Here is a 12,379-nt window from a genome sequence, read left to right as displayed (position 1 = left end):
AGGCGGCCGGCCAAGGTGCGAACACCTTTGCCGGCCGCCATCATTGCGCGATCAATAGCGCCAGTTGAAGCCGATCAGGAAGCGACGACCATAATCCTGGTAGTCGATGATTTCCTGAGGACGGCCGGGGTTGAAGGTGACGAACGGTTCGTTCGTCAGATTCTGCGCCTGGGCGAGCAGGGTGAGGCCCTTCAGGGCGCCGCCCTGGATTTCATAGCTGATCTGCGTGTCGAGGATCAGCTCGCCATCGGCCCGGCGGCGCTGGTTGCCGCCGCCAAAGCCGCGCAGTTCACCCTGGAACGACGACCGGGTGCGCATCGAGGCGCGGGCCGAGAAGCCGCCCTGTTCATAATAGCCGGTCAGGTTGGTGACCCAGCGCGAGTAGCCCGGCAGATCATCCGGATTGGCGCCCGGCGCCGGCGCCACCTTGGACTTGGTCCAGGCCACCGAGCCGTTGATGCCGAAGCCATCCAGCGCCGGGGTGAAGCTGCTGAACGGCAGCTGGCCCGACAGTTCGGCGCCATAGAGCTGGCCGCCGTTGCCGTTCACCCACTGGGTGACAAAGCCCTGGCGGGTCAGCGGTTCCGGCACACCCTGCGGCAGCGGGAAGCCGGCGAAATTGAACGGCTGCGCCACTTCGTAGATGTAGCTCTTCAGATCCTTGTAGAAGCCGGCGAGCGCGACATAGCCCTTGCCATCGAAATATTTTTCAACCGAAAGGTCGATGGCGTTGGCGCGCCACGGCCGCAGCTGCGGATTGCCGCCGCCGCCGCCCCAGGGGGTGACGCCGGGGGTCTGACCCAGGGCCGGGTTGAAGTTGTAGTTGATGGCGGCGCGCATGTCGTCCATGCGCGGGCGGGCGAGCTGGCGGGCGACGCCGAGGCGGACCACCACATCATCCGGCAGGCGCAGCGACAGGTTGGCCGACGGCAGCACATCGGTGTATTTGGCACCATCGGTGCGCAGTGTCGAAACAATGGCATTGCCGATGTTGGACGAGACCAGCGCGGTCGAATCCTGATCGACATTGACCACCTGGACACCGATATTGCCGGTCAGCTTGGCATCGCCGACATCGGCATTGATCTTGGCCATCACCCAGCCGGTGAAGACCTTTTCCCGCACCGTCCAGCCCTTGGTGTTCACATCGGCGTTGGGGTTGCGCACCCGGTTGTAAACGCCGCTGTTCAGCATGGCGAGCGGATCATAGCTGACCATCGGCCCCAGGCCGAGGAAGCCGAGGTTGGTGGTGCCAAGCCGGGCTTCGGTGGGGATGGTGACGCTGGTCAGGCCATCGGTGTTGGCGCGCAGGCCCAGGAAAAATTCATCCGGGGTCAGGCTCTTTTCGCGGTTGGTGTAGTTCACGCCAACCTGGATGCCGCTGATCGGGCCATCGAGCTTGCGCTCCACCTGGGCGCGGAAGGCATAGAGCTCGTCCGAAACCTGGCGGTCGTTGTAATAGCCATCCTGGCCGTTCCGGATGGGCTGGCCGCCCGGATTGGCGACATCGCCGCCCCAGCCCTGCGGGCTGGTCAGGCGAATGAGGCTGTAATCGCCATAGTTGAGCGTCGGGCGGAAGGTGGCGCCGCGATCGGTCATGGTGAAGCCGAGATTGTCGGTGGCGCCCAGTGCGTTGCGGCCGGTGCCGGCATAGGTTTCCAGCACCAGTTCCGACCGGTCGATGCCCGAATAGCTGGCATCGCCAATCACCTGCCAATCATCATTTTCCCACTTCAGGTTGATGCCACCCGAATAGAGATCGGCTTCCTTCTTGTTGAGATCGTTGCGGACAACGCCCTTGACGCCGTTGAAGGTGCCGCCGGTGATGAGGCCATTGGCGGTCTGGAAACCGGGCTGCAGCTGGGCGGCGGACCAGAAGAGCGGCAGTTCGATGCCGCGCAGGATCTGGTCTTCCTTGAACTTGCTGTAATAGCCGTCGAACGCGATGGTCAGATCTTCGGACGGCTTGAATTCCAGGGCGCCGGTGACGCCGGTGCGCTGCAGGCGGACGCTGTCCACATAGGATTTGCTGCCGCCGATCACGGTGTTCGACGCGTTGGCGTTGGGATAGCCCCAGGCGTTGAAGCGTTCGGTCTGCGTGGGCGAATCGATATGGCTGATGCCGAGCAGCACGCCGACCTTGCCATCGGCAAACTGGTCGACATAGAGCGCCGAGCCGCGCCAGCCGAACTGCTTGGAACCGGCGTTGAGGCGGCCATTGTCGGTATATTCATAGCGGGCGCCGACCGAGATGACCTGCTTGCCATAGGACAGCGGGCGGATGGTCTGCAGATCGACGGTGCCCGACAGGCCCTGCGCGATCAGGCTGGCATCCGGGGTCTTGTAGACCAGCACCTGGTTGATGACTTCGGCCGGATATTGATCGAATTCGACCGAGCGGTTGTCGCCGTTGGTGACCTGTTCGCGGCCGTTGAGCAGGGTGGACGAGAAGTCAGGGGCGAAGCCGCGGATCGAGATGACCTGCGAACGGCCATTCAGGCGCTGCGTCGTCAGGCCGGGCAGGCGGGCGATGGCATCGGCAATCGAGTTGTCGGGCAGGCGGCCGATGTCTTCGGCGCTGACCGATTCGACGATGCGGTCGCTGTTGAGCTTGTTGGTGAGTGCCACCTGCAGCGAGCGGCGGTAACCGGTGACGACCAGTTCCTCGGCATCGGTGTCGGCAGCGGCAGCCTGCGGTTCAGCGGGCTGGGCAGCAGTTTGGGCAGCAGTTTGAGCCTGGGCGGCCCCGGCAATCAGAAGCAACGGGCTGGCCGCACCGGCCAGCAGGGTTGCGCGCACAAAATCGGTTCGCATTGGTTTCATCCCCCCAAAAGCGCCGCACCGGCCCTTCAGGGGCCTTTCACACATGCGGTGTTTCAGCAGGGCATTTGTGACGTGACTGCAACATGGGGCGCAATATCGCCGCATGTCCGGACATACGTATTCACGTGGCAATTATGTCACGCTAGTCTTTCGCTAACAAAAGCATACGTATGCAATTGATATGGTGGGGGAGGGTGAACGGGCCGATGGCACGGGTGACCAGTTTCGATATCGCCGCACTGGCCGGGGTTTCACAGCCCACGGTGTCGCGCGCGCTGTCGGGCAACCCGGCGGTTTCCGATGAAACCCGGGCCAAGGTGTTCGCCGCTGCCGCCGCGCTGAATTACAAGGTGGACAAGAACGCATCGAACCTGCGGCGGCAGGCGACGCGCACGCTGGCGCTGCTGTTCTTCGAGGATCCGGCGCCGGGCGAGACGCAGATCAACCCGTTCTTCCTGTCGATGCTGGGATCGATCACCAAGGCCTGCGCCGCCAATGGCTATGACCTGTTGATCAGTTTCCAGCAGCTGTCGGGCAATTGGCACGTGGATTATGAGGATGCGCGGCGGGCCGATGGGCTGATCCTGCTGGGCTATGGCAATTATCTGGAATATCTGCCGCGGCTGCAGCAGCTGGTGGCGCAGGGCACGCATTTCGTGCGCTGGGGCAGTTTGCGGCCCGGCCAGCTGGGCACCACCATCGGCAGCGACAATCTGGGCGGCGGGCTGGCGGCGACGCGCCACCTGATCGAACGCGGGCGGCGGCGCATCGCCTTCATCGGCACCGCCAACGACGGCGCGCCGGAATTTCTGGACCGCGCCGAAGGCTGGCGGGCGGCGCAGGCCGAAGCCGGGCTGGTGGCCGATCCGGCCCTGATGCGCAGCGCCAGCAGCAGCGAGGAGGAAGGGCTGGAGGCGACACGTGACCTGCTGGCCAGCGGCGCGGATTTCGATGCGATCTTCTGTGTGAGCGACCTGGTGGCGATTGGCGCCATGCGGGCGCTGGCCGAAGCCGGGCGGCGCGTGCCCGATGATGTGGCGGTGGTGGGCTTTGATGATCAGCCGGCCGCCAGCCTGACCAGCCCGCCCTTGACCACGGTGGCACAGGATGCCCGCCATGCCGGCACGGTGCTGGTGGAAACCCTGCTGGCACGGCTGCGCGGTGATGTGCCCAGCCCGCAGGCGCTGCCGGCGCGGCTGGTGGTGCGGGGATCGAGCTGAGCAAGGAGGGGCCGGCCGCGAAGGCCCCTCCGTCAGCCGGCGGCTGCCACCTCCCCAGACAAGTTTGGGGAGGATCAGTTGGCGGCGCAGTGGCGGGCGATGAAGGCGGCGTGGGTGGGCATTTCGGCCGCCGCCTCCCGCATGACGCGGGCGAGGCCTGACAAGAGGCGCGGTGCGTCGACATTGGTGGCGCGGGCATCGGCGAGCGGATCATGGCGCCGGGGCAGGTTGAATTGGCCGACATGCACGGCCAGCCAGCTGGCGTTGAGGAAGAGTTCGGGCCCATCGGAAACCAGCCGGCCGTGGCTGGCGAAATGGGCGATCTTGTTGGCCAGCGTGTCGGGGATGGGCATGGCGGCGCAGTGGCGCCACATCGGCTCGTCGCGGCTGTTCAGGTGATAATGGAGGATGAGGAAATCGCGGATGCGTTCCCATTCGGTGGCCGACATGCGGTTGAACTCGTCACGCACATGGGCGTCCATGGCGCGGGTGGGCCACAGGGCGAGGAGGCGCATCAGGCCGGATTGGACGAGGTGGAGCGAGGTGGATTCCAGCGGCTCCATGAAGCCGGCGGCAAGGCCGATGGCGACGACATTGTGGGCCCAGCTTTGCGCGCGGCGGCCGGTGGTGAAGCGAAGCAGGCGGGGATCGGCCAGCGCCGGGCCGTCGAGATTGGCCATCAATATGGCGGCGGCTTCATCCTCGCCCATGAAGGCGCTGGAAAACACGTGGCCGTTGCCGATGCGGTGTTGCAGCGGGATGCGCCATTGCCAGCCGGCGGCGTGCGCGGTGGAGCGGGTGTAGGGGGTAAAGCCGGCGCCATCGGTGCCATTGGCGTGGGCGCAGGGCACGGCAAGCGCCCGGTCGCAGGGGAGCCAGTGCGTCCAGTCGATGAAGGGCGTTTCGAGCGTTTCGGCGATGAGGAGCCCGCGGAAGCCGGAACAATCGATCCAGAATTCGGCATCGATCTGGCGGCCATCGGCCAGCGTGATGGCGGTGACCTGGCCGGTTTCGCCGTCGCGGGCGACGCCGGTGATGCGGCCTTCGTGGCGGGTGACGCCCAGGTTTTCGGCGAGCGCGCGCAGGGCCCGGGCATAGAGGCCGGCATCGAAATGATAGGCATAATCGAAGGTGGACTGCACCAGCCGGCGATCCTGGGCCGGCGGGGCGAAGCGGTTGGATTTGGCCGCGACCCAGGCCATGGAATAATCATCCAGCGGGGTTGGATCGCCGGCCAGCCGCTGCCGGTTCCACCAATGGTGCATGGCAACGCTGTCGAAATCGGCGCCGAAGGTGCCGAACGGGTGGAAATAGCGGTGGCCGGCCTTGCCCCAGCCGACAAACTCGATGCCGAGCTTGAACGACCCTTGCGTGGCGCGGACGAAATCGGCTTCATTGAGGCCGAGCATCTGGTTGAACAGCTTGATCGGCGGGATGGTGGCTTCCCCGACGCCGACGGTGCCGATCTCTTCGGATTCAACCAGGTGGATGGCAACGCCGTGGGGCAGGTTGCGGGCGAGCGCGGCGGCTGCCATCCAGCCGGCGGAGCCGCCGCCGACGATGCAGACGGACCGGATATTGTCGTCCCTCACGCCTCCACCCCCCTGGGGATGATGTGGCCGGTCCTGGGCAGCAGGGATTTCAGCAGCGGCCCGGCCATGATGGTGGTGACCACCGCCATCACCACCAACATGGTGAAGACATTGGGCGGGATGACGCCAAGATCGCGGCCGATGTTCAGCACGATCAGCTCCATCAGGGCGCGGGTGTTCATCAGGCTGCCCAGCACGGCGGATTCGGCCGGGGTGTAGCCGGCGAGGCGGGCGGCGCCATAGACGGGGAGGATCTTGGCCAGGATGGCCACGGCGAGCACGACCGCCAGCCACGACAGATCCTCAGGGCCAAGGCCGAGCAGATTGGTGCGCAAGCCCGTGTAGGTGAAGAAGACCGGCAGGAAGAAGACGAGGACAAAGCCGCCCACCTGGCCCTTCCACGCCGCCACGAAGCCGGTGTGGCGGTGCATGATGAGGCCGCCAAGGAAGCCGCCGAAGATGGCGAAGATCCCCAGCTTGTAGGTGCAGATGGCCAGGCCGAACACCAGCGCCAGCATGGCGGCCATCAGCGTGGGATCGATGCGTCCGCCGGTGGTGGGGAAGGCCGCCACCAACCGGCTGGCCAGCGGCGCGAGCACGAAGCGCGCCAGCACCAGCAGCGTGCCGATGCCGGCCAGTTGCAGCGCGAGGGCACCGCCGGAAAAACGTGCCGCTGCCAGCGCCGAGATGGAGGCGAGCATCACCCAGCCGGCGACATCATTCACCGCGGCGGCCGAAATGGCGACAACGCCAACCGGTTTGTCGGTGAGGCCGAACTGGGCGAGGATGCGGCCGAGGATGGGCAGCGCGGTGATGGCCAGCGCATTGCCGAAGAACAGCGCATAAAGAGTGGGGTCGATGCCGGGCGCCAGGATCGGCGCGGTGATCCAGCCCAGCGCGAGCCCGCCGGCCAGCGGCACCAGCACCGAGGCGGCGGCGATCAGCGCGGCGCCCTTGCGGTGCTGCGGGCTTTCCAGATGGCCAAATTCGAATTCGCTGCCGATCTGGAACATCAACAGCGTCAGGCCAATCTGGCTGATGATGGTGATGGCCGGCGCCGGGCTGGCGCCAAACAGGCTGATCGACAGATCGGGCGCCAGCGCGCCGAGCAGCGAGGGCCCCAGCATCAGGCCGGCGATGATCTCACCCACCGCGCCGGGCTGGCCCAGGCGGCGGGCGACAATGTTCAGCGCCCGCGCCGCGCCGATCATGATGATCAACTGGATCAGCACGCTGAACAACAGATCTTCGTTGGCGTGCACGCCGGTGGTCATGATGCTGGCCCCATCCCTATCGGCCGCATTGCATAAACGTCATTTGGGCATCAGGCAAAGCGCCAGACGATCACGGCGGTGGCCACCAGCAGGGCGATGGCCAGCACGCGATAATTGGCCCAGAGCGGCGTGCCCGCCAGTGCGGCGGTTTCGGCATCGAAGAAGCCGCGGTTCCACAACAGGCCTTCGGTTTTTTCCGGCGGCGGCGGCGGCGCGGAGAGCGAGCCGATGACCATGGCGAGCGCCGAGGCGGCGAGCAGGATCGGCGCCACGTGCAGGAAGTGGATCTGGAGGCTGCCGGTGACATTGATGGCGAAGAACATGCCGATGCCGATGACGAGGCCGGCGATGATGGCGGCGGCGGCGCCGCGGGCGTTGGCGCGCGGCCAGAACAGGCCGATCAGGAACACTGCGACGATCGGCGGCGCGGTGTAGCTGAGGGCGCCTTGCAGATATTGCCACACGCTGCCGAAGCGTTCGATCTGCGGTGCGATGACGACTGCGATGGCGAGGAACACGCAGGTGGCCAGCCGGCCGGTGAGCACCAGCCGCTTGCCATCCAGATCCGGATTCCAGTGGCGGGCGAAATCCATGGTGAACAGGGTGGCGGCCGAATTGAAGGTGGAGGCGGTGGCCGACATGATCGCGGCCAGGAAGCCGGCGACGACGAGGCCGAGGAGGCCGGTGGGCAACAGATCGAACATCAGCGTGGGATAGACGAGATCGGGGGTTTTCAGCGCCGGATAGAGCAGAATGGCGCAGGTGCCGGGCAGCACCATCAGCCACAGCACCGGCAGCTTCAACAGGCCGGCGAACAGGCTGCCCCATCGGCCATGATCGAGGTTGCGGGCGCTCAGCACGCGCTGCACCATGAACTGGTTGGTGCACCAGAAATAAAAGCCCAGGATCGGCACGCCGGTGATGAGGCCGGTCCATGGCACCGACGCATCATTCATGGGCCGGATCAGCGAGAGTTTATAGGCCGGCACGCTCTCAACGATGCGGTGCCAGCCGCCAACGGCATCAAAGGCGGCGATGCTGAGCACCACGGCGGCGCCGAGCAGGATCACCGCCTGCAGCACTTCGGTGTAGAGCACAGCCTTCAGGCCGCCGATGATGGTGTAGATGCCGGCCAGCACGGCCAATGCCATGATCATCTGCCACAAGGGCACGCCGGGGAAGATGAGGGAGAGCATCAGCGCACCGCCGTAGAGGGTGGCCGCCTTGTCCACGAACACGCTGAGGAAGATGGTGAGGCCGGAGAAATAGGCGCGGGTGCCCCGGCTGAAGCGGCGTTCGAGGAATTCCGGCATGGTATAGACCTGGGCGCGGATGATGAACGGCAGGAAGAAGATGCAGAAGAACACCAGGATGACGCTGGCCATCCACTCATAATTGTAGACGGCAATGCCGTTGGCATAGGCCGCCCCGGCCAGCCCGATCAGCGTGGCGGACGAGATGTTGGAGGCAAGCAGCGACAGGCCGATCACCGGCCACGAGCTGTCACGGCTGGCGAGGAAGAAATCGGTGCCGCTGGCCTGTTTGCGCCCGGCCCACAGGCCCAGCCCGATGACCACCAGCGCATATGCGGCGACCACGGCCCAATCCAGCCCGGCCAGCCCGCGCGCGAACACATCCTGCCCCATGTTGATCCATCCCCTTTTGCCCAACGGGTGCCATGGCCGGGCGGGGCCGGCAATGGTGGGCGCACGGGTATTCGTATGCAAAGCGTGAGGTGGCGCAGGCGCGTGCAGGCCATAGACTGCGGCCATGAACATGCGCCCTGTTGCCCTGATCGGTGCCGGCTGTTCCGGTTTCACCACGGCCAAGCGGTTGGTGGACGAAGGCATCGCCTTTGACTGGTTCGAAACATCGGACCGGATTGGCGGCAACTGGGCATATGACAATCCCAACGGCATGAGCAGCGCCTATCAATCGCTGCACATCGACACGTCGAAATGGCGGCTGCAGTTCGAGGAGTTTCCGGTGCCGGCGGACTGGCCGGATTTTCCGCACCACAGCCTGATCAACCAATATTTCAACGCCTATGTCGATCATTTCGGCCTGCGGGGGCGGGTGCAGTTTGAAACGCCGGTGCTGGCGGTGGCGCGGCGGGGGGATGGCGGTTGGGATGTGACCACGAAGCATGGCACCCGCGCCTATCGCGCCGTGGTGGTGGCCAATGGCCATCACTGGAGCCCGAACCGGCCGGTGTGGGACGGGGCGTTTGATGGCCCCATCATCCACGCCCATGATTATCGCACGCCGTTCGCGCCGCTGGATCTGATCGGCAAGCGCGTGCTGGTGGTGGGCATGGGCAACAGCGCGGTCGATATCGCATCGGAACTGGGCCAGCGCAGCATCACGGCGCGCTGCATTGTTTCGACCCGGCGCGGCGTGTGGGTGCTGCCCAAATATTTCAACGGCGTGCCGGCCGACAAGCAGGCGGCGCCGCCCTGGCTGCCGCTGGGGCTGGCGCGCTGGATCGGGCGGCGCAAGGTGAAGAGCCTGGTGGGCAATATGGAAGATTATGGCCTGCCGGCGCCCGATCACGAGCCGCTGGACGCGCACCCGACGGTGAGCGGCGAGTTTCTGACCCGGGTGGGCAGTGGCGACATCGTCGTGCGCCCGGCGATTGCCCGGCTGGACGGCGATGGCGTGCTGTTCAGCGATGGCAGCCGCGAGGCGGTGGACGCGATCATCACCGCCACCGGTTACAACATCGATTTTCCGTTCCTGAACCCCGACGACGCGCCGGTGGTGGACAATCATATCCCGCTGTTCAAGCGCATGGTGCAGGCTGATCCGGCCTTGCACGGCCTGTGGTTCATGGGCCTGGCGCAGACGCTGCCGACACTGGTCAACCTGTCGGAGCAGCAATCAAAGCTGCTGGTGGCGTGGCTGACCGGCCGCTATGCGCTGCCGCCGCCGGACGAGATGGCCCGGGTGATCGTGGCCGAGGGGAAGAAATATCAGGGCCATTATTATGCCAGCCGCCGCCACACCATGCAGGTGAATTTCGAGCCTTATGTGGCCGATCTGGCCGCCGAGATCAGGCGAGGGGCGAAGCGGGTTCGGCCGGCGGCGGCAGTGGCCGGCGCCCGAGCAGGATGAAGCGGCCCGACAGCAGCAGGGCCGAGAGCAGGCTGGCGGCGATGATCGCCCAGATCAGGCCATCCACCCCGCCGCCGGATTTCACCCCCAGCCACCAGGCCAGCGGCATCATCACCACCACATAGGAAAACATGTGGGTGGCGGTGGGCACCACGATGTCGGACCGGGCGCGCAGCGACTGGGCGCCGACCACCTGCAGGCCATCGGCGAGGAAGAAGAGGCTGGAAAGGATCATGGCGCTGGCGATGCCGGCGATGACGGCGGGATCGCGCGAATAGGCCGACGCGATCAGATCCGGCACCAGCCAGACGCCGGCCGAGACCAGCAGCAGCAGCACGGTGGTGAGGGCAAAGCCCTGGCCGGCCGAGGCCAGCATCGCCGCCCGGTCGCGCGCGCCATAGGCGCGGCCGACCAGCACCGAGGTGGCGACTGACAGGCCGAGCGGCACCATGAAGATCAGCGCTGCCACGTTGATGACGACGGCCCAGACCGCGACCGCCGTGGCGCTGATCCAGCCGGCGAACACCGCCATGGCCGAAAAGGCCAACGACTCGATGAAATAGCTGCCGGCCGCGCCATAGCCGACGCGCCGCATCGCCTGGGCGGCGGCCGGATCATCGGGGGCGCGGGTGAACACGCCATAGGCGCGCGCCTTGTCCCACCGGATGATGATGATGGCGAGCGCAATGAGCAGGAAGCCGCGGCTGGCAAAGGTGGCCCAGGCGCTGGCAACGGCGCCTTCGACGCCGAGCAGATTGCCGCCGGGCACCAGCCACAGATTGACCGCGAGGTTGATGATGTTGGCCAGCCACATGGCGATGGTGCCGGGCAGGGCGCGGCCGTGCGCTTCCAGCCAGAACAGGCCGGCATCGGCGATGATGATCGGAATCAGCGAGACCGCCTGCACCTGCAGCACCGGGGTGGCGCCTTCGGCGAGGCCCGGCGCCATGTGGAAGGCGGTGAGGATCGGGCCGCCGGCCAGGGCCAGGAAGCTGGCGCAGGCGACGGCAATCCACAGCGCATAGACAAGGCCGCGGCGCAGGATGGCGCCGGTGTCGGCCGCGCGGCCTTCGCCGATGGCCTGGCTGGTCATCACCTGCACGCCGTGCAGCAGGCCCAGCGCGGTGGTGAGCACCACGCCGGTGACCGCCCAGGCCAGCGCGTGATAGCCGAGATCAGCCGAGCTGTGGCGGCCGACGACGATGGTATCGACAAGGCCCATCGCCATGATGCCCAGGCGCGACGCAACCACCGGCGCCGCCAGCGTGACGAGCGCGCGCAGGCCGGAACCGGCCGCCTGGGGGTGATCGGGGGCCTGCCCCATGATGTGATACTCGGTTGTGGTTGCCGGCGGCTCATACAGGGGCCGGCGGCGGTGGGCAAACCGGGCAAAGGCAAATGACGTTGACCGGGGCAATTACCGCCGCAAAATGGGGTTCTGCACTGGGGCGCGCAGCCGCGCCCGTTTCGGGGGAAACAACATGCGCAGCATCATGATGGCGGCCGCCCTGGGCCTGATGGCCACGCCGGCGATGGCGGTGACCACATCAATCTATGTGTCGGGCCAGTCGGGCACCTATGCCAACAACAGTGGGCCTGGCCCGCGGGACCCGGTCAGTGGCAGCACGCCGGATGGCGATTATGTGGCGGCTGCTGCGGCCGGTGTGCTGAAATCCTCGATCACCAGCGACCTGCCGGTGAACACCACCGGCATGTACACGGTGTCCGGCATGACCAGCGTGGTCAGCTTCACCGATGTGCTGACGGTCAGCGCGCCGGGGCTGACGTCGGGCAGTTTTGTTGCCAGCCTGATCATCGATGGCCTGCTGTCGCCGCGGGCATCGTCCGTGCCGTTGAGCGACAATGGCGGCTATCCCAATTTCGAGATCAAGGTGGAGTTGCCGGATCTGGCCACCACCGTGTTTGATTTCAATTACACGGCGAGCAACCAGAATGGCGTGGTGGGCGGCGCCGGCAGCCTGAACGGGATGCGATACGGCGGGCCTTACACCGGCACGTTCAACTTCAGCATCCCGTTCGACACGCTGGTGGGCCAGACGGTGAAGGTCTCGCTCACCTGTGCGGTGTTTGCGCAGACGCGCAACATCGGGGACACGGCCGGGGGCACCTGCGATTTTGCCCACACCGTGACCTGGGGCGGGGTTTCGCAGGTGCTGAACCAGCACGGCAATGTCGTCACCGGCGTCAATATCACAGGCGCCACCGGGGCCAATTATGCCCAGAGCTTTGCCGGGGCTGTGCCGGAACCGGCCAGCTGGGCGATGATGCTGGCCGGCTTTGGCCTGGCGGGTGCGGCGCTGCGCCGGCAGCGGCGGGCGCTGCCGGCCTGAGCGGC

8 protein-coding genes are annotated in these 12,379 nt (G+C 66.2%); 3 read left to right on the top strand and 5 right to left on the bottom strand.

Annotated features, from left to right (window positions below; all coding sequences use genetic code 11):
- Window positions 1-51: 51 nt before the first annotated feature.
- A complete protein-coding gene (locus tag CHU93_RS08000) occupies window positions 52-2,814 on the bottom strand; it encodes a TonB-dependent receptor (protein ID WP_094473568.1) in 2,763 nt (920 codons plus the stop codon).
- A gap of 215 nt (window positions 2,815-3,029) precedes the next feature.
- On the opposite strand from CHU93_RS08000, the gene CHU93_RS07995 reads away from it, so the two are divergent.
- Window positions 3,030-4,043, top strand: coding sequence for a LacI family DNA-binding transcriptional regulator (locus CHU93_RS07995; protein ID WP_094473567.1), 1,014 nt, complete (start codon window positions 3,030-3,032; stop codon window positions 4,041-4,043).
- A gap of 74 nt (window positions 4,044-4,117) precedes the next feature.
- Here CHU93_RS07995 and CHU93_RS07990 read toward each other — a convergent pair whose 3' ends face one another.
- Genes CHU93_RS07990 through CHU93_RS07980 form a run of 3 tightly spaced genes read right to left on the bottom strand, consistent with a single transcriptional unit; the run spans window position 4,118 to window position 8,555 of the window.
- A complete protein-coding gene (locus CHU93_RS07990; protein WP_094473566.1) occupies window positions 4,118-5,635 on the bottom strand; it encodes a tryptophan halogenase family protein in 1,518 nt (505 codons plus the stop codon).
- Window positions 5,632-6,909: a cation:proton antiporter gene (locus tag CHU93_RS07985; RefSeq protein WP_094473565.1), complete on the bottom strand. Its 1,278-nt coding sequence runs from the start codon at window positions 6,907-6,909 to the stop codon at window positions 5,632-5,634. Before CHU93_RS07985 ends, CHU93_RS07990 begins: the two co-directional genes overlap by 4 nt.
- Window positions 6,910-6,959: 50 nt before the next feature.
- Window positions 6,960-8,555, bottom strand: coding sequence for a sodium:solute symporter (locus tag CHU93_RS07980; RefSeq protein WP_094473564.1), 1,596 nt, complete (start codon window positions 8,553-8,555; stop codon window positions 6,960-6,962).
- Window positions 8,556-8,679: 124 nt separating this feature from the next.
- On the opposite strand from CHU93_RS07980, the gene CHU93_RS07975 reads away from it, so the two are divergent.
- The gene (locus CHU93_RS07975) at window positions 8,680-10,023 is read left to right on the top strand and encodes a flavin-containing monooxygenase (RefSeq protein ID WP_094473563.1); all 1,344 of its coding nucleotides are present in this window, start codon (window positions 8,680-8,682) and stop codon (window positions 10,021-10,023) included.
- Here CHU93_RS07975 and CHU93_RS07970 read toward each other — a convergent pair.
- A complete protein-coding gene (locus tag CHU93_RS07970) occupies window positions 9,962-11,347 on the bottom strand; it encodes an MATE family efflux transporter (RefSeq protein ID WP_094473608.1) in 1,386 nt (461 codons plus the stop codon). The two genes, CHU93_RS07975 and CHU93_RS07970, sit on opposite strands and share 62 nt — an antisense overlap.
- A gap of 157 nt (window positions 11,348-11,504) precedes the next feature.
- Here CHU93_RS07970 and CHU93_RS17930 point away from each other — a divergent pair, with 157 nt between their 5' ends.
- Window positions 11,505-12,374, top strand: a complete 870-nt coding sequence (locus CHU93_RS17930) for a PEPxxWA-CTERM sorting domain-containing protein (protein WP_243375419.1) — start codon at window positions 11,505-11,507, stop codon at window positions 12,372-12,374.
- Window positions 12,375-12,379: the final 5 nt, after the last annotated feature.

Origin of the sequence: Sandarakinorhabdus cyanobacteriorum, assembly GCF_002251755.1 — a bacterium.
Classification (GTDB): domain Bacteria; phylum Pseudomonadota; class Alphaproteobacteria; order Sphingomonadales; family Sphingomonadaceae; genus Sandarakinorhabdus; species Sandarakinorhabdus cyanobacteriorum.
Note: the sequence above shows the minus strand (reverse complement) of the source record. Positions and strands in the feature narration are given on the sequence as shown.

Bases quoted from the DNA above. Each gene is read 5' to 3' on its own strand.
- CHU93_RS08000 (WP_094473568.1), bottom strand. From the start codon at position 2,814: ATGCGAACCGATTTTGTGCGCGCAACCCTGCTGGCCGGTGCGGCCAGC.
- CHU93_RS07995 (WP_094473567.1), top strand. From the start codon at position 3,030: ATGGCACGGGTGACCAGTTTCGATATCGCCGCACTGGCCGGGGTTTCA.
- CHU93_RS07985 (WP_094473565.1), bottom strand. From the start codon at position 6,909: ATGACCACCGGCGTGCACGCCAACGAAGATCTGTTGTTCAGCGTGCTG.
- CHU93_RS07980 (WP_094473564.1), bottom strand. From the start codon at position 8,555: ATGGGGCAGGATGTGTTCGCGCGCGGGCTGGCCGGGCTGGATTGGGCC.
- CHU93_RS07975 (WP_094473563.1), top strand. From the start codon at position 8,680: ATGAACATGCGCCCTGTTGCCCTGATCGGTGCCGGCTGTTCCGGTTTC.
- CHU93_RS07970 (WP_094473608.1), bottom strand. From the start codon at position 11,347: ATGGGGCAGGCCCCCGATCACCCCCAGGCGGCCGGTTCCGGCCTGCGC.
- CHU93_RS17930 (WP_243375419.1), top strand. From the start codon at position 11,505: ATGCGCAGCATCATGATGGCGGCCGCCCTGGGCCTGATGGCCACGCCG.